Raw genomic sequence first — 25,364 nt, forward strand, 5'->3', positions numbered from 1 at the left:
GTAATAGTGCCAAAAATACTCGTACGTTTTGTACGCAGTGGGTTGTGGTTGATAGTGATTGTAGCGTTATTCTTAGCATCATTAATCACTGGCTTAAGGTTATTGCTTCCTCATCTTAATGATTACCGTCTGCCTATAGCACACTGGGTATCGCAGCAGGCAGATGTTGCTTTAACATTAACGTCAATTAATGGGAACTGGCAAATTGCTGGTCCTACTGTAACGGTTACGGGTATTTCTATATCTGCTCAACCTCATTCACAACCCCTTGCTAATATTGGTCAAGTCTCATTTTATTTTGATATTTGGCATTCAGCCCTGCATTTGCGTCCAATTTTCAAACAAGTGACTATTAGTCAGGTTGATCTTGATCTTACTAAAATAAAGCCGTCTTCATCAGCGTCAAATGTGGCTGATGTCAGTGTCGCTCAACGTTTAGAACAGCTGTTTTTTACGCGCTTAGGGCAATTTCAACTCCTCGATTCATCCGTGTCTTTTGTTGCTCCGTCAGGATCTGAGCAAAAACTTAATATTAAACAGCTTGATTGGGTAAATGTTGATGGCCGTCATTTGGCACAAGGAAATATTAATTTTTCTAATTCTGATCTGGGGCAATTAGCGATTAAAGCGAATATATCAGAACAAGGTGGACTTAAAAGTTTATCTGGTCTGGTGTATATAAAAGGTAAGCATGTATCAGTAACGCCATGGCTTAATAAGCAATTTTCTGGCGTGGCAAATATTACTGATAGTGAAATTGGGGTTGAGGCTTGGTTGGCATTTAAACATGGTCAAATTAAGAGTGCTAAGGCAAAGATCAATAACAGTATTATTGATTGGCAAGTAGGTAAAAAACAGCATCAAATTAATATTAAACATGGGCTGGTGGCGTTAAGGCCGATTCGATTGGCTGATGGATCTCGAACATGGCGGATTGATACTGAAAAATTTGCTATTTATACCGATGATGTCGCGTGGCCAACGTTTGATATTGCAGGCCAATTAAGTTTTGATGACCATGACCAATTAAATCAATGGAAATTGGCGTTAAGTAATATTGCCTTGCAACGATTATTACCGCTAATGAACTTTTTACCATCAACCAATAAGCTGGTTGATGCAGTGCGGCATCTTAAACCGGGTGGATTATTGACTCATATTCGCGTTGCCGGTGAAGCAAATAAAGTGCCTCGTTTTTCATTTAAAATACAACAATTAAGTGTTAAACCGTGGCAATGGGTTCCAGGTATTAATCATTTAAATGCCACTATTGCTGGAGATGGCCTTCAAGGTAACGTCACGCTTAATGTCGCGGCCGATAGTTTTGCTTATGAAAAGGTGTTTTCCAAACCGCTAAAAATAAATCACGCTCAAGTACAGGCTTATTGGCATCACGATGCTCAAGGTACTACGTTATGGAGTGACCAACTGGCAGTGGCAACACCAGATTTAACTTTTTCAGGGCAAGCTCGAGTTGATATTCCAGCTAGTGCACCCACATGGTTATCGTTATACGGTGAAGCCAGTGTTACCGATGCGGGCCAAACATGGCGTTATTTACCGCGACCTGCGTTGGGGGATCGCTTAACTGATTATTTAGCGACAGCAATTAAAGGCGGCAAGGTTAAGTCGGCGCGTATTTTATGGTATGGCGCACTTAATGATTTTCCTTATCAACATCATGATGGCGTTTTTCAAGCTTTTGTGCCGTTAACACACGCTAAATTCAGTTTTGATCCTGCATGGCCTGTGCTTCGTGATCTTCAACTTAATTTGTTATTTGAAAATGACAAAATGTATATTGATGCCAATCATGTGAAGACTTTAGGTGCGAGTAGCTCAAAAGTAGTCGGTAAGGCTGATTTAACCCCTAATGGCCAGCTTAAACTCGCAATTGATCTCGCTGCTACTGGACCTCAAGTTCGTCAATATATGCTCAATAGCCCATTAGCAAGTTCTGTTGGTAGTACTTTGACGACTATTGATGTTGCAGGGCCCGTAACGGCAAAGCTTAATTTGGATATTCCGTTTAATGGCTCTGATGTTGATGCGAGCGGTAAGGTATATTTTAAACATAATCAGATCACACTGACCACGCCACATTTAGCGATTAAAAACGTTAACGGTAGCTTAAGTTTTAATAACAATAAGATTAAAGCCCAAGGGTTAGTTGGGTTGTTATATCAACAGCCTATTCAGTTTGGATTTGATGGTAATACTGTTAAAAAATCAGCTGATTATAAAGTGAATGTTAATGTTGGTGGGCAATGGCAACTTGCTAAATTAAAAGATTATTTACCGTCGGCAGTATTGAACAATATAAATGGTAGTAGTAATTGGAAAGCTTTGGTTGGGGTTAATATTAAACCGAGTGGTTTTGATTATAACGTTGGTGTTACGGTACCTTTAACGCAGGTTAATAGTAAATTACCTTATCCATTGCAACATTTTCAGGACACTACCGCAGTATTAAAAGTTAACGTTAAGGGGGATAAAAACCAATTGTACACGCAAGCTGTGTTACCTAACGTTAGTTATCAAGCTCAGGTGTCATTGTTGGCTACCGTGCCTAAAATTACTGCGAGTAATCTTTCTATCGGTGATGAAAAGTTATTAACATCACCATTGCAAGGTCAATTAGTACGTATTAATAGTCGTCAGTTTAATGCGGATCAATGGTTGGCAGTAATAAGACAATTAATGGATAACCATACTTCATTATCGTTAGGGGCAACAACCCATACTGCGGGATTCTCATTACCCTTACCGACACGTGTGATGGCGAAGATTGATCAATTAACCTTAGGTGGTCTTGCTTGGCATCAACTTGATGCGGTCGCAACGCGTGGGCGAGGATGGTCGATTAAGTTAGCGTCGCAAGAAGCGAATGGTTATATCTCATGGATTAAAAATCAACCGTTAAATATCATTCTAAAATCATTACATCTTAATTTACCGCAATTAGAGCAGCAGCCACCCGGTGCATTATTAACGCCAAAATTAGCCACCAAACCGCCTTCAACCTTGGTTACCGCTAACGATCGCAGCACTATGGCAACGATGCCTGCGATTGATTTATCGATTGCAGATGCATGGTTACAAGGCTATCGCTTAGGGGCGGTAACAGCGACGTTAACTAAGCACAATCAGCGTTTACAGTTGCAGCAGTTTAAGGTTAAGTCTGGCAATGTAAAATTAAGTGCTTCTGGTGACTGGAGTATGGCTCGACAACATAATCACACTAAACTTGATATGGTGATCAGTGGTACGAATAGCACCGACTTACTCGATCGATTTGGGATTTCAGGCGGTGTACAAAATGCGCCATTTAATACCCACGTCATCGTTAACTGGCAAGGTACGCCTTGGGGAATTGATCGTACTACATTAAATGGTACGGTGAAGACGGACATTGGTAAAGGTATTGTCAGTGGTGTTGGTGGTGCAGGACGGTTATTAGGCTTATTTAGTCTTGATTCCATTATTCGAAAGATGAAGCTCGATTTTTCAGGGATATTTGATAATGGTTTAGCCTTTAATTATATTCGAGGGAATGGCACTATCAAAGACGGTATCTTTAATAGTCATGATATTAAGATGCAAGCACTCGCGGGTGATATGTACATCAATGGTAAAGTTAATCTTGTTGATGAAACAGTGAACGCTAACGTCAAATTTATTCCTGATTTCACCTCGGGGTTACCGGTAATGACGGCCTTTGCTGTCGCGCCGCAAGTAGCATTGTATGTGTTTGCGATTTCAACCGTGTTATCGCCAGTATTAGATGTTATTACTCAAGTAAATTATCAAGTTACAGGGCCTATTGCCTCGCCGAAGGTTATCGAAAGATCTCGGCTAGAAGGCGAATCTAAAGTACCAGAAAATAATCGCCTTTAAGTTGACCTCGTCACGATAGTCGTGACGGTAGATAAATCTGATTAATTTCAGTCATCGTTCAGAGAGATAACCATGACAAAGATTGGTGTAGTACAAATGAATTCAGGTACTGATCCTGAGCGTAACCTGAGCCAAATAAAGAAGTTTATGCAAGGGTTACAATTACAAGGGGCTAAATTAGTTGTTACTCCTGAAAATAGTGTTGTTTTTGGTAGTAAAGCTGATTATCAACGTTGGGCTGAACCATTAGGTCATGGTCCATTACAACAACAATTATCCCAATTTTCTCAGCAACTAGGGATTTGGCTACTTATTGGTTCTATGCCGATTTTACAAGCTGATGGTAGCATTACTACTACCTCGGTATTATTTGATGATCAGGGTAAGATCCACGCGCATTATAATAAAATGCACATGTTTGATGTTAATGTTGCGGATAAGCATCAGAGTTACCGCGAATCTGATACCTTTAAAGCTGGCGATGACATAAAAGTGATTGATACGCCTTTTGGTAAACTCGGATTATCAATTTGTTATGATATTCGTTTTCCTCAGCTTTATAGTGAGTTACGCCAGCAAGGTGCTGATATTATTATTATTCCAGCAGCCTTTACCAAATTAACAGGGCGTGCTCATTGGGAAATATTAGTTCGAGCACGTGCCATTGAAACCCAGTGTTGGGTTGTTGCCGCTGCGCAATGGGGCGAGCATAATGAAACTCGAGAAACATGGGGGCATTCAATGATTGTTGACCCATGGGGACAAGTGATTGCTTGCCAACAACAAGGAACGGGTGTTCTGACGGCAAATGTTGATTTACAATTAACCCATAAGATCCGTACCAATATGCCAGTGGCTGATCATGCCCGATTGGTGTTCAGTCATATTCAATAATTAAGAGCAAATTAATGACCCTTAACACTGTAGAAAGTACCATGCTAGACCAATCTGGTCTTGGTCGTGATGAATTGCATAAGATCCTTGGCTTAATTGCTACTCGTGATGTTGATTATGCTGATATATATTTCCAGTCATGCTGGCATGAGTCGTTAGTTTTAGAAGACAGTATCATTAAAGATGGCTCGTTTAATATTGATCGCGGTGTCGGTGTTCGTGCTGTTGCGGGTGAGAAAACGGGTTTTGCTTACTCCGATCAAATTAATTTATTAGCATTGACTCAAAGTGCGAAAGCGGCGCGCGGGATTGTGCGTCAAGGCGGTAATGGTAAAGTACAAACTTTTGCGCCGATGGCATCGTCAGGTATTTATTCACCGATTAATCCATTAGGCAGCTTTGATAAATACCAAAAGATTGCCTTACTTGAAGAAATCGATCGCTATATTCGCACTAAAGAGCCGTTGGTTACTGAAGTATCAGCCAGCATTAATGGTGTCTACGAAGAAGTATTAGTCGCGGCATTAGATGGCACTTATGCGGCAGATATTCGTCCATTGGTACGATTATCGGTGACAGTATTAGTTGAGAAAGGTGATAAGCGTGAGCGTGGTAGTGCGGGTGGCGGCGGCCGTTATGGTTACGAAACCTTTTTAACGGAAGATTCTACCGGTAAAAGCCAAGCGATCTTTTTTGCTGATGAAGCGATTCGTCAAGCATTAGTAAATCTTGAGGCGGATGCTGCTCCTGCTGGCACAATGCCGATTGTATTAGGCGCTGGTTGGCCTGGCGTTTTATTGCATGAAGCCGTTGGTCATGGTTTAGAAGGTGACTTTAACCGTAAAGGTTCATCAATGTTTGCAGGTCAAATCGGACAGCAGGTTACATCGCCACTTTGTACGATTGTTGATGATGGAACGCTGATTAATCGTCGTGGTTCAGTTAACATTGATGATGAAGGTACGCCAGGCCAACACAATGTACTGGTTGAAGGTGGTAAGCTGAAAGGCTATATGCAAGATAAGTTGAATGCGCGTCTAATGGGCGTTGCTCCAACAGGTAATGGTCGTCGTGAATCGTATGCCCATTTACCTATGCCTCGCATGACCAATACGTACATGTTGCCGGGTGAGCATACACCAGAAGAAATTATTGCCAGTGTTAAAAATGGTATTTACGCACCAAACTTTGGTGGTGGTCAAGTCGACATTACTTCAGGTAAGTTTGTATTCTCAGCCTCAGAAGCCTATTTAATTGAAAACGGTAAAGTAACCCGTCCAATTAAAGGTGCGACTTTAATTGGTAGTGGTATTGAAGCCATGCAGCAAGTGTCGATGGTGGGTAATGATCTTGATATCGACCGTGGGGTTGGTGTGTGTGGTAAAGGGGGTCAGAGCGTGCCTGTCGGTGTTGGTCAGCCAACATTGAAAATTGATTCAATGACCGTTGGTGGTACTGAATAATTTTTTATTGCGACGTGGCTTGAAATAAAAAGCCATGGTGTTGAATAAAAGTAATAAATAAAATGCCAGCAAAAATGCTGGCATTTTTTTGTTCATAATATGGATTAATCGAAGCGATTAATCAGCAAGGTAAAGAGATTTCAAATATTGAAAAATCTCACGATTCGCCTTGCCTGGTTTTTCTTGCGCCTTTTCTTTTGTTGCTTGGCGCATCAATTGGCGTAGGTGTTGGCGATCAGCATCAGGATGATCAACCAGAATAGCATTTAGCATGCTGTCACCATTCTCAACGAGCTTGTCACGTTTAATCTCAAGCTTTTTAAGGGCAACAGTGTGCTGAGAGTGCTTATTATTTAATTTGTCGAGTCCGGCTTGAATTGGATCGAGATCCATATGACGCATTTGCTTACCAATAAACTGCAATTGACGACGACGCGCTTCTTTACTAAAGCGTTGGGCGTCTTTAATTGCGTCCATCATTTCTTCATCTAATGGTATTTTTGCAAGAGCGTTAGGCGTTAATTCAACTAACGCTTCACCAATTTTTTGCAACTCTTCCATGTCGCGTTTCATCTCAGACTTACTTACCCAGATGATTTCTTCTTCTTCATCCCAAGGGGCTTTTTTATTTTTACGGCTCATAAATGGGCTCACTTATTGTATCAATAGTTCTATTTTATCAGTTTAATAACGATTTTGGGCGTAAATTACATTATTCTATAACTAATAAGCTAAACCCTAACCTTAAGTGATTGTATGGACGTAAGAGAACAGGTTGCTCATCAGCGTGTTGAACTTGAAGCCGCAGTAGCAAAAGCGCTTGAAGTCGCTGGTAAACAGGCTGATGCAGCCGAAGTAGCCATTAACAAAACAACAGGTATCAGTGTTTCTACTCGTATGTGTGAAGTAGAAAATGTTGAATTTAATAGCGATGGTGCACTGGGTATTACTGTGTATCGCGGTCACCGTAAAGGTAGCGCTTCAACTTCTGATTTAAGTGAAGCTGCCATTGCACAAACGGTTGCAGCAGCTTTAGATATTGCCAATTACACCTCTGAAGATCCGTTTTCAGGCCCAGGCCCTGCGGAACTGATGGCGCGTAATATTCCTGATTTAGACTTATTTTATCCTGATGAGCCTGAACCTGATCGTGCTGCTGCCATTGCCATTGCAGCAGAAGAAGCGGCGCTTGCTTTTGATCCGCGCGTAAAACAAAGTGATGGTGCGAGTTACGATAGTCACTATGGTGTGCGTGTTTACGGTAACAGTCATGGCATGTTAGCCAGTTATGCTTCTAGTCGTCACAGCATCAGTTGTTGTGTGATCAGTGAAGGTAAAGACGGCAATATGGAGCGTGATTATAGTTATACGACTTCACGTTTAGCGTCTGATATGTGGACACCTGAACGTGTGGGCCGTCATGCAGCAGAGCGTACTGTTAGCCGTATTGATCCGCAAAAACTGACAACACGTGAAGCGCCAGTAATGTTTGCAGCGGATGTTGCAACCGGACTGTTTGGTCATTTAGTGATGGGGATCAGCGGCGCTAATTTATACCGTAAATCGTCATTCTTACTTGATAAGTTGGGTGAGCAGATTTTCCCTGAGTGGTTAAATATCAGTGAGCGTCCTCATATTCTACGTGGTATGGCAAGTACGCCGTTTGATAGTGAAGGGTTAGCGACCTATGATCGTGAGATTATTACTGGCGGCGCACTGCAAACGTATCTGTTAACCAGCTATGCGGCACGTAAGATGAAGATGCAACCAACAGGTCATGCTGGTGGTATCCACAACTGGATCGTGTCATCAACTGGTGAAAACTTTGAGCAAATGCTGAAGAAGATGGATCGTGGTTTGTTGGTGACTGAATTGATGGGCCAAGGGGTTAACATTATCACGGGTGATTATTCTCGTGGTGCGGCTGGCTTCTGGGTTGAGAATGGTCAAATTCAATATCCTGTCTCTGAAATTACCATTGCGGGTAATCTTAAAGATATGATGCAAAACATTGTCGCAATTGGTAGTGATACTGAGATGCGCAGTCAGATCCTAACGGGCTCAATGTTATTAGATTCAATGAAAATAGCTGGCGAATAATATTATTCGAATCAGCCATTTAGTCTGAATAGAAAAGCCCGAATCAAGTAATTGATTCGGGCTTTTTTGATTAATCATTTGGCAGCAAGTTAAGGCGTAATAAATATCGTAGCGAGGCCTAAGAACACCATTAAACCAACAATGTCAGTACAGGTGGTGAGTGCCATTCCGCCCGCTAAAGCTGGGTCAATCTTGAGCTTTTTAAGTCCAATTGGAATTAATACTCCAGCGACGCCTGCAATAAACAGGTTAGCTAACATCGCTCCTGCCATAATCACGCTAAGTATCAAACTGCCTTTCCAAACAAAGACCACCAGACCGATAATTAACGCCCAAACCACACCGTTAATTAAACCGACACGAGCTTCTTTACTGAGTAGCCAGCGGGTGTTGGTGTCACCGATATGACCAACAGCAAGGCCTCGAATAACCAAGGCAACCGTTTGATTACCAGCAACGCCACCCATTGAGGGAACGATAGTCATTAATACAGCAACGGTCGCCATCTGTTGTAAAGTGTGTTCAAACATATTGGAAACAGATGCGGCTGCTAATGCTGTCAGTACATTAACGCCAAGCCAAATACTTCGGCTTTTAGCTGATTTTAATACTGGTGCAAAGGTATCTTCGTCATCATCCATACCCGCCATGGACATCATTGAGTGCTCCGCTTCTTCACGGATCAAGTCAACCACGTCATCGATAGTAATACGACCTAATAAATGGTTATTCACATCAACAACTGGAGCTGATAACCAATTTCGACGTTCAAAAAGGTTAGCAATTTCACTGTCAGCCATATCCACCGCAATCGCTTCATCAGCATCTTGCATAACATCTTTAATTTCAATGTTAGGTTGTGTGGTAATTAAGGTTGATAATGATAGGTGACCAATTAATACTTGTTTTTTATCAACAACATATAACGAATCTGTTGCTTCTGGTAACTCACCGCGCATGCGTAAATAACGTAATACTACATCCGCTGTTACGTCACCACGGATGGTGATGAAATCGGTACTCATCATTCCACCGGCAGTATCTTCCGGATAAGCTAATGCTTCTTCGATCCTATGCCTATCGGTGGTATCGATTTGTGCTAATACTTCTTGGTAACGCTCATCAGAGAGGCTACGCAATACGTATGCAACGTCATCACTTTCCATCCCCTCGGTAACGGCTGCCAGTTTTTCTGGTTCCATTTGCGAGACGATGCCATCTTTTACATCTTCAGAAAGTTCATCAAGGATCTCACCTTGCTCTTCCGGATCCGTCAATTGCCATAAGACTTGACGTTCTTTCGGTGGCGAGGCTTCTAACAGGTGAGCAATATCCTCCGGCTCCATATCTTGGAGTAACCGGCGAACATGGACAAACATGCCATTTTCAAGGGCTTTGTTGACTTCTTGGAGTGTGTGATGGGTTTGATCTTGTTCTAATACATCCACCATAGGTATTAGGCCCACTTATATTTGATGGCGCAATAAGCTGAATTTTAACGTAATCAGTGAGTCTTTGTCTTGTGCTGATTGCTATTTTATTAGCTTATAAACTGATGAAGTATTGGAAATATGTATGATTATAATCGCGAGATATCTACATTTCATGCATTTTCTCTGCTAATAACAGCTAACTAGCACATTTTATGGCAAAGTATTACGTGTTAAATAATTATTAATATCAACCATAAAAGAAGGTTTTTAACTGACCATTTGTTGTTAGTAATATTGGCGATTAATTTTCTTCATCAAACCCGGCTTCAATTAAGTTTGAAATGGCGATTAATGCAGGTTTTGCATCTTGGCCGTCAGCGCTAACCATGATTTTTTGACCTTGGGCTGAATCTAGCATTAGTAAGCCCATGACACTATCAGCAGTAGCGCTGTTATCACCATTAGTGATGGTAATTATGGCAGAAAAACTTTGGGCTAATTCAACCAATTTTATTGCGGCTCGAGCATGAAGCCCGAGACGATTACGAATAAATAATTCGCGTTTAATGGTCATTTATAGTTTTCCAATGTGCGGTGGCGTACCTGCACTTGTTGACCTTGTTGGGTGAAATAATCAGCCAGTTGTTGAGCGATATAGACTGAGCGGTGTTGACCACCAGTACAACCAATTGCGACAGTGACATAACTACGATTATTTTTTTCTAGCATTGGTAACCATGTTTCTAGAAAATTACGTAATTGATAGTTAAGTTTATTCACTTCAGCATGAGCTGCTAAAAAATCTTTAACGGGTTGATCAAGACCTGTCTGTGGTTTGAGCTCTGGAACCCAATGTGGGTTTGGTAAAAAGCGGACATCAAACACGTAGTCAGCATCAGAAGGTAAACCATGTTTAAAACCAAAAGATTCAAATACTAATACTAATTCTCGAGCTTCTCGGCCTAAGACTCGGGCTCGAACGGTTTCACTTAAATCATGAATTGAACTATTGGTGGTATCAATGACAAGATCAGCATGTTCTTTGAGTTCACCAAGTAGAATCGCTTCAGATTGAATGGCTTGCTCAAGGCTCATATTGTGGCGTGAAAGCGGGTGTAAACGACGAGTTTCACTAAAACGTTTAACTAATTCTTTGTCATCGGCATCAAGAAAAATAAAATTGGTATCAACATCATTGGGTAAATTATTAAAAATTACCTCAAGTTCACCTTGATGGGGGGGCATATTACGAATATCGACACTAACGGCAATATCTTGTTCGCTATTAGCAATGTCATTTACAAATTGCGGCAGCAGATGAACAGGAAGGTTATCAACACAGTAATAACCTAAATCTTCTAGCACGCGTAGTGCAACAGATTTACCTGAACCTGAACGGCCGCTAACAACCATTAACCTCATGGCTAAGCTACCTTTTATTGTGGGATTACACTGACTTCTTCTTCATCAATCAGTATGTTATATAATTCTTGATCTGTTGTTGCATTGCGAAGTTGCTTACAAATTTTCTTATTGCCGAGTTTTTCTGCCATGCTTGCAAGGGTCGATAAGTGCTCTTTACATTGTTCTTCTGGTACCAGAAGTGCAAATAAAAGGTCAATAGGTTGACCATCTATAGCATCAAAATCGATCGGTTGTTGGCATTGAATGAGTACGGCGATCGCATGATCACTGTTACTGATTCGGCCGTGAGGGATCGCAACCCCGTTACCTATACCTGTGGTACCCAATTTTTCACGATTGAGCATACATTCAAATAATGGCTGCGGATTTTGATCAAGATGTGTTGCCGCGATCTCACTAATGAGCTCTAGCGCGCGTTTTTTACTGGAGCAAGAGACTGCACTTTTGGTGCAGTCTAGGCTCAATACGTTACTCAGTTGCATGATTAGTGACTATTGAGTTTATCTTTGTGTTTGTTTAATTGACGGACCAGTTTATCAGTCAATTCGTCAATCGCGGCATACATATTTTCAGAGTCCGCTTTCGCGTGGATTTCTCCTGAATTAATATGCAGAGTTGCTTCGGCAATTTGTTGGAGTTTTTCGACATTTAATATCACTTGAATGGTATTAATTTTGTCGAAAAAACGCTCTAGTTTTTCAAACTTGGTACTGACATATTCTCGCAAAGAATCGGTTACATCAACATGGTGTCCGGTGATATTGATTTGCATAGACATCTTCCTTTTGTTGGCGCTGATCCGATTTAGATCAGACATTTTCGCTGATTTGATGGCGGAATTCCTAAAGATTCACGGTATTTTGCGATAGTTCGTCGCGCAACTATGATCCCTTGTTCTGCCAATAAAGTCGCAATTTTGCTGTCACTCAGGGGTTTAACCTGATTTTCAGCAGCAACAAGTTTCTTCACCAGTGCGCGAATAGCTGTCGATGAACATTCACCGCCACTATCCGTACTGACATGACTTGAGAAGAAGTATTTCAATTCAAAAATACCCCGAGGTGTATGCATATATTTTTGAGTCGTGACTCGGGATATGGTGGATTCGTGCATTTCAACTTCAAGGGCAATGTCGTTGAGAACCATCGGTTTCATGGCTTCTTCGCCAAATTCAAAAAAATCTTGTTGTTGTTTTACAATACAACGAGCGACTTTCAACAAGGTTTCATTGCGGCTTTCAAGGCTTTTAATCAGCCATTTTGCATCTTGAAGGTGGGTGCGAATAAATTGTCCATCCGCACTGTTGCGGGTGTTATTACTTAATGCGGCGTATTGCTGATTCACTTTAATGCGTGGAACACTATTAGGGTTGATACTGACGATCCATTCACCATTATCTTTAAATACTGATACATCGGGGATAACATATTCGGTTTCGGTTGAAACAACGTGGTTACCAGGGCGAGGATCTAAGTTATGAATCAGATCCATTACCGCTTTAAGTTCCGGTTCTTTAAGTTTAGTTTCGCGCATCAGTTGGCGATAATCGCGATTGCCTAATAAGTTAATATGTTCACGTAATAGTATTTTAGCTTCGGTAAGCCATTGCGTTTGTTTGGGATAGGTGGCGAGTTGAAGTAGTAAGCATTCTTGTAAATTGCGCGAAGCGACACCGAGTGGATCAAATTGCTGTACGCGTTTGAGTACAGCTTCTACTTCATCAAGCTCAACATCGAGTTCTTCATCTTCAAAATTTTCTAGAATTTCGGCGGTGGTACAACTGAGGTAACCTTTATCATTCACTGCATCTATAATGGCGATTGCAATCGCTAAATCTGTTTCGCTAAATGGGGTGAGATGTACTTGCCACATTAAATAATCTTGCAATGATTCAGTGGTTTCACCTTGGTAGATCGGAATATCATCATCAATGGCAATACCCGTACTGCCTGTTCCTGCACTGTAAACATCATCCCAAGTACTATCAACGGGGAGTTCTGTTGGTAGTTCGCGAGTTTCAATAACTTCTGCGGTATCAAAGCTCTCGATATCATCGGGATTTTCGTTGCTATCATTTGTGGAAGTGTCTGCGATTGAGGTCTCATTGTTAGTGTTAACTTCATCCGCTTCATTAGTTTCATCGAGCTCTAGGAGAGGGTTACCATCAAGCGCTTCTTGGATTTCTTGTTGAAGTTCTAATGTAGAGAGTTGCAACAAGCGAATCGCTTGCTGCAATTGAGGCGTCATTGCTAACTGCTGACCGAGCTTAAGTTGGAGCGAAGTTTTCATTAACGTTGATACACCTTATTGTTATTATTGTTATTATCTGCAATCAATAGCTAATGGTGAGGGCTAGAGACGGAACTGATCACCAAGATAAACCCGCTTAACATGTTCATGATTAAGTACATGCTCTGGGGTTCCATTCGCGATCAGATGGCCTTGGCTTACAATATAAGCATGCTCACAGACATCCAGTGTTTCACGGACGTTATGGTCAGTAATTAATACCCCTAACCCACGATCTCGTAAATGTTTAATGATTTTTTTGATATCGATAACTGAAATGGGATCGACACCTGCAAACGGTTCATCCAGTAAAATAAATTTAGGATTTGCTGCTAATGCGCGAGCAATTTCAACTCGACGTCGCTCACCACCAGATAATGCTTGTCCTAAGCTATCGCGAATGTGTTGAATATTAAATTCATCTAACAACTCTTCTGCTTTGTTTTGACGTGCATCTTTGGTTAGTTCTTTACGGGTTTCTAACACTGCCATTAGGTTGTCATAAACCGTTAGACGACGGAAAATTGATGCTTCTTGTGGTAAATAGCCGATACCCATTCGTGAACGGTTATGCATCGGTTGGAGGCTAATATCTTCACCATCAATGGTGATCGTACCTTCATCGCGACTAACCAAGCCAACGATCATGTAAAAGGAGGTGGTTTTCCCTGCACCGTTAGGACCAAGTAAACCAACAATTTTCCCTGATTCTACCTCAAGGCTGACATCGGAAACGACTTTGCGTCCGTTGTAACTTTTTGCAAGGTGTTCAGCTTTTAGAATAGCCATAAATAATGTTTATTTCTTATTATTGTTTAATTGACTTGGTAGTATCACGGTGGTGACACGTTCTTTTTTACCGCTTTCTGCGACTAGACGTTGATTGGGAATATTGTAGGTAATGATATTACCTTTAATATTGCTACCATCTTGATTTAGCTCGGCTTTACCTGTCATTTTTAGGTGTTCAGTGGCGGTTTCATAACGCATTTTAAGTGCTTCACCATCAAGGGGTTTACCGTTATCCATTATTTGATGGAATGTAGCCGGTTGTCCATATGCCATGATAGTTTGTTGTTGAGATTTAGCATTTTCTCGAGTGATAACAACTTTATTAGCGCGAATATCAATCGTTCCTTGACGCAACTTAACATTACCGATAAACGTGACAATATTATTTGGCATATCAACTTGTTGACTGTCTGAGTCAATATAAATGGGTTGTTTAGTGTCACTTTTCATTGCCCATGTTGGTGCACTGATACACAACAAGCATAGTAGAGTACTAATTTTTAGTCGGTTCATATCTACCTTTTACATTTTTTAGAAGAGTTGCCACGTTACGATCCATATTACCTTTCATGCCATCGCCTTGATTTTGGAATACTGGGCCATTGATAGTGACATGATCATTGGTACTAAAGTCTTTATTGACTAAGTTTAAACGTAAATTATCTGTTTTAATAACCTGAATATCGGAATCAGGTAATAGATTGAAAATACGCACATTACCTTGTAAGTGTAAGATTTTATCTTGTTCTAGTTTGGCATTATTAGCACTGATTCGCCATTCAGCATCTTGCCCTTGCCTAAAAATCCATAATACCGGTTGGGTGAATGTTGTCTCACCACTAACATTGAAGTGTTCAAGATGTTCAGCATCAATTTGATATTGACGGATTCCCTTCAAATCAAAGCTGGTATTACTGACTTTACTACCAATAAACATTGGTTTTTCGTCATTAGGTTTTACTTGAACATCTTGTTGCCAATATTGTTCAAGTAGATAATAGCCGAGCCATGCACATATAATCATTAATAGTACATAGAATAGCTTTTTAAAAGTCATAGACTTAAGCCTTTATTTTCTTTGGTGTTACCGATGATTTTCAGAGATATAGTAGCGCTATAGAACACCGGCTTTAAGCAAATCGTGCATATTTAGCGCTCCAACTAATTGGTTGTCTTCCGTTACCAATAAGCCATTAATTTTGTTATCTTCCATTAATTTTAGCCCTTCTGCGGCTAAAAGTTGTGGTGAAATCGTTCGTGGGTTACTCGACATCACTTCGCCAATACGAGTGTTGTGAATATCAATATGATTATCCAGTAAACGGCGTAAATCACCGTCGGTAAAAATACCACGTAATTGTTGGTTGTGATCAACAATTGCCGTCATTCCTAAGCCTTTGTGTGATATTTCTAATAGGGCGTCTTTGATGCTTGCGTGTTCTTCTATCACCGGCAGTAACTCGCCACTGTGCATAACATCTGCAATGCGAAGTAATAATTTACGACCCAAGGCACCACCTGGATGAGAAAGCGCAAAATCGTCAGCAGTAAAACCGCGAGCTTCCATTACTGAAATAGCAACAGCATCACCCATAACAAGAGTAGCGGTTGTACTTGAGGTGGGAGCTAGATTTAATGGGCAGGCTTCTTTATCTACCGTGACTTGAAGATTAACTTGCGCCATTTTTGCCATGCTGGATTCAGGCTTGCCTGTCATGCTGATCATCGCAATACCGAGTCGTTTAATAACGGGCAGTAATGCGAGTATTTCAACTGCTTCACCTGAGTTAGAAATGGCAATCACGACATCACTTTTTTTGATCATGCCTAAGTCACCATGGCTGGCTTCACCTGGATGAACAAAGAATGCAGGGGTTCCTGTGCTGGCCAATGTTGCGGCTATTTTTCGCCCAATATGACCTGATTTCCCCATACCCATTACAATTACTTTGCCTTGGCAGTGTAAGATTAACTCACACGCAAGGATAAAGCTGTTATCAATATAATCACGGATTTTTTCAAGTGCTTGTAATTCAGTATTGAGTACTTTTTTACCATGGCTGCAAAAATCAAATTGACCAGACATTAGAGAATGCTCCTGTTATGCGGCGATATTAAGAAATAAAAATGCTTGATAAGCAATAAAGCAAATCACTAATATTCCACCTTCAATACGATTAATGAGGCGGTGTTTACCGAGTGCCATTACCAGTAATAAAATTGAAATAGCCAACATAACATAAAAATCACGGCTCATAGCCAGTGGGCTTAATGCTGATGGATTCAGTAATCCAGGGATGCCCATTACCGCTAAAATATTAAAAATATTAGAGCCAATAATATTACCAACGGCCATATCATCTTCGCCTTTAAAAACGCTGGCTATTGAGGCTGCAAGTTCAGGCAAGCTGGTACCGACAGCAATGATTGTTAAACCAATCACTAAGTCACTCATACCGTAATATTTAGCGATAGTAACTGCTGACCCCACCACTATATCTGAAGAGTACAATAGAAGACCTAGGCCGATAAATACCCAGATAATCGCTTTGGTATTACTGACGCCCGCGGGAATGTCTGCTTGTTGTTCTTCTACTAATGGATCGCTCTTACTGTCGCGGCTAATTTTTAGCATAGCGATTAAGAAAATACCAAACAGTACTGCGAGAATAATACCTTCGTGACGGCTTAAATAATTATCCCACAGAACCACACCAGCAATAACTGTGACGCCCAGCATAATCGGTAATTCACGTCGAATAATGGTTGAGCTAATGCATAATGGTTTTATTATCGCTGTAATACCAAGAATTAACGCGATATTAGCAATGTTTGAACCTAGTACATTACCGACGGCGGTATCAGTTTTATCTGCCAGCGCTGCGGTGGCTGAAACCATCATTTCTGGTGCAGAAGATCCCATTGCCAAAATAGTCATACCAATAACCAGTGGTGCAACACCAAAGTTTTTTGCTAATGCTGCGGCACCATATACCAATCTATCTGCACTCCAAACCAGTAAAGCTAATCCGATACAGAGCAACACAATGGCTTCTAGCATTTTAATTCCTTTTCAGTATGACTCGCTAAAAAAGCGGTTTTTAGTCAATTGATAAAATATTTCCAATTTGAGTTGTCAATTTTGACGTTAACTCATGCAAAAGGGAAGCATAAGCCAATACTAATTATTATCTTAAGGTTGTTTTAGGCGCTCTGATGGATTAACTAGTGCTGAACCTGAACCGATAAAGGTTAGAAATCAGCCGTTGACTATTTACACTATTAAAACAATGTTTTATTTTAAGTGACTTATAATCAGTTTGATTTGTTTTAGAATGGAATAAAGCGGTTAGGATAAATTTTATGGTAAATGTGTTATTTTTTAATAAAAACCTACCGTTAAAGTATGATAATTCTGCGCTTTGGTTGAGTTAGCGTTTAATTCCTCCTATCATCGTCGATCTGTTTTTATAATGTCGATTAATTATTTTTAAGTTATTTATTAAAAGTGGCATGAAACGCTATTGTGTCAAATAACATCAATATTCATCGCTTACGCAAGCTAGCGAGAGGTGCCGTAAACATAATGTTCAATGACGATGTACTGATTTCGATTAAAAACATGAGTTTCTCCCGTAGTGAACGGCTTATTTTTGATAATATTAGCCTTGATATTCCACGCGGAAAAATCACCGCTATTATGGGGCCATCAGGGATCGGAAAAACGACCTTATTACGTTTGATTGGCGGTCAGATTGCACCAGATAATGGTGAGGTGTGGTTTGATCAATGGAATATACCCACATTGCGCCGCAGTGAACTTTACCAAGCGCGTAAACGTATGAGTATGTTATTTCAATCTGGGGCATTATTTACCGATATGACCGTGTTTGATAATGTTGCTTTCCCACTGCGAGAACACACTCAGCTACCTGAAGATTTACTGCGAACATTAGTACTCTTGAAATTAGAAGCGGTCGGTTTGCGGGGAGCTGCACAATTGATGCCCAATGAATTGTCAGGCGGTATGGCCCGTCGAGCAGCATTGGCGCGCGCGATTGCCCTTGATCCTGATTTAATGATGTATGATGAACCGTTTGTTGGCCAAGATCCGATTACAATGGGGGTATTGGTTAAGTTAATCCGCGATCTTAATCAAGCTTTAAATATTACCTCTGTCATCGTATCTCACGATGTGCCTGAAGTGATGAGTATTGCCGATCATGTCTATATTCTTTCTGGTGCTAAGATCATTGGTAGTGGCACACCTGATCAATTACGTGCCGATACTAACCCTCAAGTACGCCAATTTTTAGATGGTGATGCTGATGGTCCTGTTCCTTTTCAATTTCCAGCACAACCATTACATGATGATTTGTTTGGTTAATTTGTAGCCCTGAACGCTGTTATGGCATTAGTGTATGACAATAGAAAATATGAGCAAAAAATGATAATTGATGCTATTTCCCGATTGGGACGAGCGACCATTGAAAAGTGTCAAGCATGCGGTCGTGCAAGCTTGATGTTATATGGGGCGTTAGTGTGTAAGCCACAACCGATAAAAATGTTGCCATTATTGATCAAACAACTGTATTCAGTTGGGGTGCTATCAATGGCGATTATTTTAGTATCGGGATTATTTATTGGTATGGTGTTAAGCCTCCAAGGTTATTTGGTCCTCGCAGGTTATGGTGCAGAAACCAGCCTTGGACAAATGGTGGCATTATCTTTATTACGTGAATTAGGACCAGTAGTAACGGCCCTATTATTTGCAGGTCGTGCAGGCTCTGCGTTAACGGCAGAAATTGGGTTAATGAAAACCACCGAACAATTATCCAGTATGGAAATGATGGCCGTCGATCCGCTACGTCGTGTGATTGCACCGCGTTTTTGGGCGGGTGTTATTTCAATGCCATTGTTAGCACTAATGTTCTCTTTAATTGGACTTTGGGGCGCACAATTAGTCGGTGTTGATTGGAAAGGCATTGATTACGGCAGTTTCTGGTCTGTGATGCAATCATCAGTTGATTTTAGTACTGACATTGGTAATAGCATTATCAAGTCGGTCGTATTTGCTATCGTGATTACATGGATTGCAGTCTTTAATGGTTATGATGCCGTACCAACCTCCGAAGGCATTAGTCGGGCAACAACTCGTACGGTGGTTAATTCATCATTGGCGGTACTCGGGCTTGATTTTGTGTTAACAGCATTAATGTTTGGAAGCTAAACATTCACTTAGCCGCATGCATACGACGGCATAAATTACATGGATAAAAGATAATGCAACAAAATAAACGATTAGAATTGTGGGTTGGTGTGTTTATGCTCGCCGGCATTAGTGCCTTATTAGTGTTAGCGTTTAAAGTCGCTAACATACAAAGTTTTGGTAGTACTGAAACTTATACCCTGAAAGCGCATTTTGATAATATTGGCGGCCTAAAAGTACGATCACCTGTTAAGGTCGGTGGTGTTACTGTTGGTGAAGTAACCTCGATTACCTTAGATAAACAGACGTATGTTCCTATTGTTACCCTAGATGTTAATAAAAAGTTTGGTTATTTCCCTGAAACCAGTTCAGCCTCTATTTTGACTTCAGGTCTATTAGGTGAACAATACTTAGGTATTAGCCCTGGATTTATTGATACTGATACTGAGATGTTACATAACGGTGATTTAATTGAAGACACTAAATCTGCGTTAGTATTAGAAGATATGATTGGTCAAGTGCTGTATAGCCTTGGCGGTGATAAGAAATAATGAGGATAGTTACTATGAAATTTGTACGAGGTTTAATGCTATGTTTATTAGCTATACCAATGTTAGCCCAAGCGGCAACAGTTGATCAAACCAACCCTTATAAAATGATGAATACAGTATCTGCGCATTTATTTGGTACTTTAAAAGCAGAACAAACAAAAATTAAAGCGAATCCAGAACAATTACGGGTGATCGTGAAGCAAGAATTATTGCCGTATATTAATACCCGTTATGCAGCTTACAAAGTTTTAGGATCTAATTTACGTAATACAACAGCTGAGCAACGTGATGCATTTACGGCGGCTTTCACTGATTATTTAGTGGCATCATATGCTCAAGTATTGACGCAATATACCGATCAGAAAATTGAATTAGAATCACCTAAGCCAGTTCCAGCTGATCGCAGTATTATTTCGGTTCGGGTTGATATTGTTGGCCCGCAACGTCCACCCATTCGTCTTGATTTTAAATTACGCTTGAATAAAAAAACCAAAGAATGGCAGGGATTTGACATGGTTGCAGAAGGTGTCAGTATGCTTTCAACGAAGCAAAGTGAGTGGAGTGGTCAACTTCGCACTAAAGGCATTGATGCTGTAACACAAAGTTTACGTGATTTAGCAGCAAAACCGATTCAAATTGAGAATAATTAATCATGGCTGCGAATGAGATTTGTTGGCTGGTGGTTGCTGAAGGGCAATACCGCTTGTCAGGGTCGTTAGATCGTGACACAGTGCCTGCTTTTTGGCGCCAAAGAAGCGAATGGATGCCACATAATAAGCAGCTTGTACTCGATCTTGTTGACTTGTCTCGAGTAGACTCTTCTGGCATGGTGATGTTACTGCATTTGTGCCAGCATCTTGAGCAAGCAGGGAGTCGCGTTATGTTGCACAATGTACCTCAACAGCTTAAGACGCTGTTTCGCTTAAGCCATATCGAACCAATGTTAGCAGCTTGCATGGAGTAAGCTGTAGAGAGGATAGCTTGTGGAAATCTCTGAGATTAAACAAATTCTAGAAACGGCTTTAGACGTTGATGAAATCATCGTTAAAGGTGAAGGTAGCCACTACCAAGTGATCGCGGTGGGTACACTATTTGACGGTATGAGCCGTGTCAAAAAACAACAAACAATTTATGGTCCACTAATGGATCGTATTGCAGCAAACGACATTCACGCGTTAAGTATTAAAACATATACGCCTGAAGAGTGGGCGCGTGATAAAAAATTAATGTCGTTATAGAGAGCTAAATGATGCAAAAGTTTCGTATTCAGGGCAGTGGCCCACTAAGCGGTGAAGTGTCTATTTCTGGCGCTAAAAATGCAGCATTACCAATTTTATTTGCCGCATTACTTGCTGATGGTCCGGTAGAAATTGCCAATGTTCCTCAGTTACGTGATATTGATACTACGATGGAATTACTGTCACGTTTAGGTGTAATAGTTTCTCGTAATGGTTCATCTGTTCATATTGACGCAAGTGACGTTAATGAATTTTGTGCGCCTTATGATCTCGTAAAAACCATGCGCGCGTCTATTTGGGCGTTAGGTCCATTAGTGGCACGTTTTGGTCAAGGTCAAGTATCATTACCTGGTGGTTGTGCTATTGGTGCACGTCCTGTTGATTTACACATTGTGGGTCTTGAACAGCTTGGTGCAACGATTACGTTAGATGAAGGTTATGTTAAAGCCTCGGTCGATGGTCGTCTGAAAGGCGCTCATATCGTGATGGATAAAGTGAGTGTTGGCGCTACAGTTACCATTATGTCTGCGGCAACATTAGCAGAAGGTACAACGGTAATTGAAAATGCGGCCCGTGAGCCAGAGATTGAAGATACCGCGGCATTCTTAAATGCAATTGGTGCCAAAATTACTGGTGCAGGCACTGCAACTATCACTATTGAAGGTGTTGATCGTCTTGCTGGTGGTTGCCATGAAGTGGTTGCAGACCGAATTGAGACAGGTACTTTCTTAGTTGCTGCTGCTGTTTCTGGTGGCAAAATTGTTTGTCGCAATACTAAGCCTGAATTACTTGAAGCCGTATTAGCGAAGCTAGAAGAAGCGGGTGCATTGGTTGAAACGGGTTCTGATTGGATCTGCCTAGACATGACTGATCGTGAGCTGAAGGCTGTTAATATTCGTACTGCTCCGCATCCAGGTTTCCCAACGGACATGCAAGCGCAATTCTCGCTATTAAACTTAGTCGCGAAAGGTACTGGTATTATTACTGAAACGATTTTTGAAAACCGTTTTATGCATATTCCTGAATTGATTCGTATGGGGGCTCATGCTGAAATCGAAGGTAATACTGTGATTTGTGGTGATACCGATGGTTTGAGTGGCGCGCAAGTAATGGCGACTGATTTACGTGCTTCTGCAAGTCTTGTGATTGCTGGCAGTATTGCGAAAGGTGAAACCATTGTTGATCGTATTTACCATATCGATCGCGGTTATGAGTTTATTGAGCAAAAATTCAGTGCGCTAGGTATGAATATCGAACGTATTACTGAATAAGCTATAACAATTTAGATTGATAATAAAAAGCCTCGTAATTATACCTTTTTTGTTTAAAGGATATACGAGGCTTTTTTGTTGCTGTTTTTTATTTTTTACTGTTATTCATGACTGCTATCGCCATCTATTTAGGCGGATTAGTTTCTGGCGGTCTATTGGCAACAGTGACGGGAATCATCATCGGTTTGCCATTACGTAAAATCTTCACCTCAATGTGAGTACCTGGGCGAATATCAGTAACGATATCACGCACGCTCTGAACATTGGTGACTTCTTTACCCGCTATTTCAACCACAATATCATTTTTCTCAAACCCAGCTTTGGATGCGGGACCACTAGGATCCATGCCATCAACAATGATGCCATTAACTTTTGCGACATCATAAAGTCGTGCCATTAATGGGTTTATTTCACGACCTTGTATGCCAATCCAACCACGAATAACTCGTCCGTCTGCAATTAATTTCTGCATGATCTTAATTGTGAGCTGATAAGGGATCGCAAACGAAATACCATAGGTTTCAATGTCTGTCGCTTGTTGAAAAGAGGCGGTGTTAATGCCGACTAATTCCCCTTTAGTATTCACTAGCGCTCCGCCTGAATTGCCTTTATTTATCGCCGCATCAGTTTGGAGAAAATCTTGAGGGCCATAGAAACTCATACCAGATCGTCCAGTCGCTGAGATAATCCCAAAAGTAGTCGTTTGACCAAGGTTATATGGATTGCCGATTGCCAGTACTACATCACCAACCGCAGCTTTATATTCAGGGTTCACAGGAATCATGGGTAGGTTATCAGCATTGATCTTTAGCACGGCTAGATCTGTTAGTTGATCTAGACCAATTAATTGTGCATTAAGCACTCGTCCATCTTGAAGTGCGACAATGATTTGATCCGCATGGGCGACGACATGATAGTTAGTCACAATATAACCCTTGTCACTCATAATAACACCGGATCCCAGCCCTTGAGTGCGTAGCTCACGTTCTTCGTCATTATTATTATCATAACGACGGTTATAAATATTAACCACGGCAGGGGACGCGCGACGAACAGCGTAATTAAATGAAAGCGGGGTTGAGTTGCTATCTGTTAATAATAAAGACTCTGGCGTCGTCGGACGTAAATCAGGGACGGCAATCAGTATAATAATGGCTGTGATAAGGCCGAGGATAATAGAACGACCAAAAAATGCCAGCATTAACAGTCCTTATAAAATGAGTAAGAAAAAGGTGCTAACAGAATAGCACCCCCTCTAAAGTGAAACCAACTATTGCGCTGACTGCTATTGTTGAATTTATTCTACAATCAGAGATTAGTGGGTATTAATTAAATAAAATTAACGAATAATAAGATAGAGCACATTATTACCTCGTTGAATTTCTAATGCGATGATTTTCGGTGGGTGAGTCAATGCTTTACGTAGTTGAGCTAGGTTATTAATCACAGTTCGATTAAGACCAATAACAATATCACCTTTGAGTAATCCCGCTTGTGCAGCTAGCGAGTCTTTAGTCAATTGAATAACTTCAACGCCATGCGCTTTACCATTAAGCGTTGCATTCGTAAATTGAACTCCGGTTAAGCTTGAATGAAGATCATCGGCGTTAATACTGTTATCTTTGCTCGCACTAAGAGTGACGGTGAATTGCTGTAATTTACCATTACGCATTGCTTGTAGGGTTAAGGTTTTCCCTGCTCCTAATGTTGCAACTTTTGCCCGTAACTCACTGAATGAACGTATAGGATTACCATTAACGGCGGTAATAATATCACCTGCTTTTAAGCCCGCTTTTTGAGCTGCTGAATTTGGCATGACTTGATTTACAAACGCACCTTTATTGGTGTCATAACCAAATGTTTGCGCTAATTCAGCGGTAAGTTCACGTCCTTGTACGCCTAATGTTCCTCGTTGGACGTGGCCAAATTTGATGATCTGCGCAGTAAGGTTACTAACCATATTTGATGGGATCGCAAATCCAATTCCGACATTGCCTCTATCTGGTGCCAGTATTGCAGTATTAATACCAATGAGTTCACCATGAAGATTAATTAGCGCACCGCCAGAGTTACCACTATTAATCGCCGCATCGGTTTGAATGAAATTTTCTATATTTTCAAGGTTTAAACCACTGCGCCCTAAGGCTGATACAATTCCAGAAGTAACCGTTTGTCCAAGACCAAAGGGATTACCAATGGCAACGGCAAAATCACCTACGCGTAATTTATCGGAGTTGGCTAATTGAATCGCAGTTAATTTTTGTGGGGTATTAATTTGTAATAAGGCGATATCTGATGATTTATCACTACCAATCAATTTAGCGATAACTTCGTGGCCATCATAAAGTTGAATTGTGATTTTATCAGCGTTATTGATAACATGCTGATTTGTAACTATATAGCCTTTTTTTGCGTCAATAATAACGCCAGAACCTAAACCTCGAAACGGCCGTTCTTGCACTTGCTCGGTTGGAAAATCAGGACCAAAGAAAAAACGATAAGCGTCAGGAAGTTGTTGCTTTGAAACTTGCTTGCCTTCAATGGCGATACTGACAACCGCTGGCATGACTTGCTCAAGCATAGGTGCAAGGCTAGGCATCGATTGATTATTTACTGTAATCGGTAATGCAGCATTTGCAACAAAGGGGGTCATCAGTGTGCTTACTGTTAACGCTAATGCACTAATAACAAAAAGGTTTTTTTTACGCATACTTTAACTCCGAGTTAACAAGTTAAAGTATGACTTGTTAACCGGAATTAAGTTCCCATGATCATACTTTTCTTGTTAAGCATGTGCGGTGT

The 25,364-nt window shown here is 40.9% G+C and carries 25 protein-coding genes; 11 read left to right on the plus strand and 14 right to left on the minus strand.

Annotated elements, in window-relative coordinates; translation table 11 throughout:
* The first annotated feature begins 6 nt into the window (after positions 1 to 6).
* The 3 genes from GLP24_RS11725 (at position 7) to tldD (ending at position 6,254) form a co-directional block, all read left to right on the plus strand.
* Positions 7 to 3,897 carry a YhdP family protein gene (locus GLP24_RS11725; RefSeq protein WP_232616057.1) on the plus strand — a complete coding sequence of 1,297 codons (3,891 nt, stop codon included), beginning with the start codon at positions 7 to 9 and terminating at the stop codon, positions 3,895 to 3,897.
* A 72-nt stretch (positions 3,898 to 3,969) separates the two neighbouring features.
* The gene (locus GLP24_RS11730; RefSeq protein WP_232616058.1) at positions 3,970 to 4,791 is read left to right on the plus strand and encodes a carbon-nitrogen hydrolase family protein; all 822 of its coding nucleotides are present in this window, start codon (positions 3,970 to 3,972) and stop codon (positions 4,789 to 4,791) included.
* Positions 4,792 to 4,805: 14 nt separating this feature from the next.
* On the plus strand, positions 4,806 to 6,254 hold the full coding sequence (gene tldD / locus GLP24_RS11735) for a metalloprotease TldD (RefSeq protein ID WP_101768498.1): 1,449 nt from the start codon (positions 4,806 to 4,808) through the stop codon (positions 6,252 to 6,254).
* A gap of 117 nt (positions 6,255 to 6,371) precedes the next feature.
* Here the strand turns inward: tldD and yjgA are convergent, their stop codons facing one another.
* Positions 6,372 to 6,896 carry a ribosome biogenesis factor YjgA gene (gene yjgA / locus GLP24_RS11740; protein WP_101768499.1) on the minus strand — a complete coding sequence of 175 codons (525 nt, stop codon included), beginning with the start codon at positions 6,894 to 6,896 and terminating at the stop codon, positions 6,372 to 6,374.
* Positions 6,897 to 7,010: 114 nt separating this feature from the next.
* Here yjgA and pmbA point away from each other — a divergent pair, with 114 nt between their 5' ends.
* Entirely contained in the window at positions 7,011 to 8,354 is a 1,344-nt protein-coding gene (gene pmbA / locus GLP24_RS11745; RefSeq protein WP_101768500.1) for a metalloprotease PmbA, read from the plus strand.
* A gap of 89 nt (positions 8,355 to 8,443) precedes the next feature.
* On the opposite strand, the gene mgtE is transcribed toward pmbA, so the two are convergent.
* The 11 genes from mgtE to GLP24_RS11800 form a co-directional block, all read right to left on the minus strand.
* Positions 8,444 to 9,805 carry a magnesium transporter gene (gene mgtE, locus GLP24_RS11750; protein WP_232616059.1) on the minus strand — a complete coding sequence of 454 codons (1,362 nt, stop codon included), beginning with the start codon at positions 9,803 to 9,805 and terminating at the stop codon, positions 8,444 to 8,446.
* Positions 9,806 to 10,088: 283 nt separating this feature from the next.
* Positions 10,089 to 10,361 carry an HPr family phosphocarrier protein gene (locus GLP24_RS11755; RefSeq protein ID WP_101768502.1) on the minus strand — a complete coding sequence of 91 codons (273 nt, stop codon included), beginning with the start codon at positions 10,359 to 10,361 and terminating at the stop codon, positions 10,089 to 10,091.
* Entirely contained in the window at positions 10,358 to 11,209 is an 852-nt protein-coding gene (gene rapZ / locus GLP24_RS11760; protein WP_101768503.1) for an RNase adapter RapZ, read from the minus strand. Before rapZ ends, GLP24_RS11755 begins: the two co-directional genes overlap by 4 nt.
* 14 nt (positions 11,210 to 11,223) lie before the next feature.
* The gene (ptsN, locus tag GLP24_RS11765; protein ID WP_152653867.1) at positions 11,224 to 11,694 is read right to left on the minus strand and encodes a PTS IIA-like nitrogen regulatory protein PtsN; all 471 of its coding nucleotides are present in this window, start codon (positions 11,692 to 11,694) and stop codon (positions 11,224 to 11,226) included.
* A gap of 2 nt (positions 11,695 to 11,696) precedes the next feature.
* Positions 11,697 to 11,984: a ribosome hibernation promoting factor gene (gene hpf, locus GLP24_RS11770; RefSeq protein ID WP_101768505.1), complete on the minus strand. Its 288-nt coding sequence runs from the start codon at positions 11,982 to 11,984 to the stop codon at positions 11,697 to 11,699.
* A gap of 32 nt (positions 11,985 to 12,016) precedes the next feature.
* Positions 12,017 to 13,501 (minus strand): RNA polymerase factor sigma-54, encoded by a 1,485-nt coding sequence (locus tag GLP24_RS11775; protein WP_152653868.1) that lies wholly within the window; start codon positions 13,499 to 13,501, stop codon positions 12,017 to 12,019.
* Positions 13,502 to 13,564: 63 nt separating this feature from the next.
* Complete coding sequence (gene lptB, locus GLP24_RS11780) at positions 13,565 to 14,290, minus strand: LPS export ABC transporter ATP-binding protein (protein ID WP_101768507.1); 726 nt, start codon at positions 14,288 to 14,290, stop codon at positions 13,565 to 13,567.
* A 9-nt stretch (positions 14,291 to 14,299) separates the two neighbouring features.
* On the minus strand, positions 14,300 to 14,806 hold the full coding sequence (gene lptA / locus GLP24_RS11785) for a lipopolysaccharide transport periplasmic protein LptA (protein ID WP_101768508.1): 507 nt from the start codon (positions 14,804 to 14,806) through the stop codon (positions 14,300 to 14,302).
* Positions 14,787 to 15,350 (minus strand): LPS export ABC transporter periplasmic protein LptC, encoded by a 564-nt coding sequence (lptC, locus tag GLP24_RS11790; RefSeq protein ID WP_101768509.1) that lies wholly within the window; start codon positions 15,348 to 15,350, stop codon positions 14,787 to 14,789. The genes lptA and lptC overlap by 20 nt, the downstream gene beginning before the upstream one ends.
* A gap of 57 nt (positions 15,351 to 15,407) precedes the next feature.
* The gene (locus tag GLP24_RS11795) at positions 15,408 to 16,379 is read right to left on the minus strand and encodes a KpsF/GutQ family sugar-phosphate isomerase (RefSeq protein ID WP_232616060.1); all 972 of its coding nucleotides are present in this window, start codon (positions 16,377 to 16,379) and stop codon (positions 15,408 to 15,410) included.
* Positions 16,380 to 16,394: 15 nt separating this feature from the next.
* The gene (locus GLP24_RS11800) at positions 16,395 to 17,354 is read right to left on the minus strand and encodes a calcium/sodium antiporter (protein WP_232616061.1); all 960 of its coding nucleotides are present in this window, start codon (positions 17,352 to 17,354) and stop codon (positions 16,395 to 16,397) included.
* Positions 17,355 to 17,879: 525 nt separating this feature from the next.
* On the opposite strand from GLP24_RS11800, the gene mlaF reads away from it, so the two are divergent.
* The 7 genes from mlaF to murA are packed head-to-tail and all read left to right on the plus strand — an operon-like array spanning position 17,880 to position 22,562.
* On the plus strand, positions 17,880 to 18,680 hold the full coding sequence (gene mlaF / locus GLP24_RS11805) for a phospholipid ABC transporter ATP-binding protein MlaF (protein ID WP_101768512.1): 801 nt from the start codon (positions 17,880 to 17,882) through the stop codon (positions 18,678 to 18,680).
* Between the two features lie 60 nt (positions 18,681 to 18,740).
* Positions 18,741 to 19,523, plus strand: a complete 783-nt coding sequence (gene mlaE / locus GLP24_RS11810) for a lipid asymmetry maintenance ABC transporter permease subunit MlaE (protein WP_101768513.1) — start codon at positions 18,741 to 18,743, stop codon at positions 19,521 to 19,523.
* 53 nt (positions 19,524 to 19,576) lie between these two features.
* Positions 19,577 to 20,053, plus strand: coding sequence for an outer membrane lipid asymmetry maintenance protein MlaD (mlaD, locus tag GLP24_RS11815; protein ID WP_101768514.1), 477 nt, complete (start codon positions 19,577 to 19,579; stop codon positions 20,051 to 20,053).
* A gap of 14 nt (positions 20,054 to 20,067) precedes the next feature.
* Positions 20,068 to 20,703 (plus strand): phospholipid-binding protein MlaC, encoded by a 636-nt coding sequence (gene mlaC / locus GLP24_RS11820; RefSeq protein ID WP_101768515.1) that lies wholly within the window; start codon positions 20,068 to 20,070, stop codon positions 20,701 to 20,703.
* 2 nt (positions 20,704 to 20,705) lie between these two features.
* Positions 20,706 to 21,017 carry an STAS domain-containing protein gene (locus tag GLP24_RS11825; RefSeq protein WP_101768516.1) on the plus strand — a complete coding sequence of 104 codons (312 nt, stop codon included), beginning with the start codon at positions 20,706 to 20,708 and terminating at the stop codon, positions 21,015 to 21,017.
* Between the two features lie 19 nt (positions 21,018 to 21,036).
* Positions 21,037 to 21,291 carry a BolA family iron metabolism protein IbaG gene (ibaG, locus tag GLP24_RS11830; RefSeq protein WP_101768517.1) on the plus strand — a complete coding sequence of 85 codons (255 nt, stop codon included), beginning with the start codon at positions 21,037 to 21,039 and terminating at the stop codon, positions 21,289 to 21,291.
* An 11-nt stretch (positions 21,292 to 21,302) separates the two neighbouring features.
* Positions 21,303 to 22,562: a UDP-N-acetylglucosamine 1-carboxyvinyltransferase gene (murA, locus tag GLP24_RS11835; protein ID WP_232602931.1), complete on the plus strand. Its 1,260-nt coding sequence runs from the start codon at positions 21,303 to 21,305 to the stop codon at positions 22,560 to 22,562.
* A gap of 124 nt (positions 22,563 to 22,686) precedes the next feature.
* Here murA and degS read toward each other — a convergent pair whose 3' ends face one another.
* Both degS and GLP24_RS11845 read right to left on the minus strand, forming a co-directional pair.
* Positions 22,687 to 23,763: an outer membrane-stress sensor serine endopeptidase DegS gene (degS, locus tag GLP24_RS11840; protein ID WP_152653871.1), complete on the minus strand. Its 1,077-nt coding sequence runs from the start codon at positions 23,761 to 23,763 to the stop codon at positions 22,687 to 22,689.
* A gap of 138 nt (positions 23,764 to 23,901) precedes the next feature.
* Entirely contained in the window at positions 23,902 to 25,272 is a 1,371-nt protein-coding gene (locus tag GLP24_RS11845; RefSeq protein ID WP_232598372.1) for a Do family serine endopeptidase, read from the minus strand.
* Positions 25,273 to 25,364 lie beyond the last annotated feature (92 nt).

Source organism: Photobacterium carnosum (genome assembly GCF_021236965.1).
In the GTDB taxonomy this organism is placed as follows: domain Bacteria; phylum Pseudomonadota; class Gammaproteobacteria; order Enterobacterales; family Vibrionaceae; genus Photobacterium; species Photobacterium carnosum.

Coding starts and splice junctions, on each gene's coding strand:
- GLP24_RS11775 (WP_152653868.1), bottom strand. CDS start 13,501: ATGAAAACTTCGCTCCAACTTAAGCTCGGTCAGCAGTTAGCAATGACG.
- GLP24_RS11800 (WP_232616061.1), bottom strand. CDS start 17,354: ATGCTAGAAGCCATTGTGTTGCTCTGTATCGGATTAGCTTTACTGGTT.
- pmbA (WP_101768500.1), top strand. CDS start 7,011: ATGGACGTAAGAGAACAGGTTGCTCATCAGCGTGTTGAACTTGAAGCC.
- rapZ (WP_101768503.1), bottom strand. CDS start 11,209: ATGAGGTTAATGGTTGTTAGCGGCCGTTCAGGTTCAGGTAAATCTGTT.
- lptC (WP_101768509.1), bottom strand. CDS start 15,350: ATGACTTTTAAAAAGCTATTCTATGTACTATTAATGATTATATGTGCA.
- ptsN (WP_152653867.1), bottom strand. CDS start 11,694: ATGCAACTGAGTAACGTATTGAGCCTAGACTGCACCAAAAGTGCAGTC.
- GLP24_RS11825 (WP_101768516.1), top strand. CDS start 20,706: ATGGCTGCGAATGAGATTTGTTGGCTGGTGGTTGCTGAAGGGCAATAC.
- hpf (WP_101768505.1), bottom strand. CDS start 11,984: ATGCAAATCAATATCACCGGACACCATGTTGATGTAACCGATTCTTTG.
- mlaC (WP_101768515.1), top strand. CDS start 20,068: ATGAAATTTGTACGAGGTTTAATGCTATGTTTATTAGCTATACCAATG.
- GLP24_RS11845 (WP_232598372.1), bottom strand. CDS start 25,272: ATGCGTAAAAAAAACCTTTTTGTTATTAGTGCATTAGCGTTAACAGTA.
- GLP24_RS11755 (WP_101768502.1), bottom strand. CDS start 10,361: ATGACCATTAAACGCGAATTATTTATTCGTAATCGTCTCGGGCTTCAT.
- lptA (WP_101768508.1), bottom strand. CDS start 14,806: ATGAACCGACTAAAAATTAGTACTCTACTATGCTTGTTGTGTATCAGT.
- mlaD (WP_101768514.1), top strand. CDS start 19,577: ATGCAACAAAATAAACGATTAGAATTGTGGGTTGGTGTGTTTATGCTC.
- degS (WP_152653871.1), bottom strand. CDS start 23,763: ATGCTGGCATTTTTTGGTCGTTCTATTATCCTCGGCCTTATCACAGCC.
- mlaE (WP_101768513.1), top strand. CDS start 18,741: ATGATAATTGATGCTATTTCCCGATTGGGACGAGCGACCATTGAAAAG.
- lptB (WP_101768507.1), bottom strand. CDS start 14,290: ATGGCTATTCTAAAAGCTGAACACCTTGCAAAAAGTTACAACGGACGC.
- murA (WP_232602931.1), top strand. CDS start 21,303: ATGCAAAAGTTTCGTATTCAGGGCAGTGGCCCACTAAGCGGTGAAGTG.
- GLP24_RS11795 (WP_232616060.1), bottom strand. CDS start 16,379: ATGTCTGGTCAATTTGATTTTTGCAGCCATGGTAAAAAAGTACTCAAT.
- mlaF (WP_101768512.1), top strand. CDS start 17,880: ATGTTCAATGACGATGTACTGATTTCGATTAAAAACATGAGTTTCTCC.
- yjgA (WP_101768499.1), bottom strand. CDS start 6,896: ATGAGCCGTAAAAATAAAAAAGCCCCTTGGGATGAAGAAGAAGAAATC.
- mgtE (WP_232616059.1), bottom strand. CDS start 9,805: ATGGTGGATGTATTAGAACAAGATCAAACCCATCACACACTCCAAGAA.
- tldD (WP_101768498.1), top strand. CDS start 4,806: ATGACCCTTAACACTGTAGAAAGTACCATGCTAGACCAATCTGGTCTT.
- GLP24_RS11730 (WP_232616058.1), top strand. CDS start 3,970: ATGACAAAGATTGGTGTAGTACAAATGAATTCAGGTACTGATCCTGAG.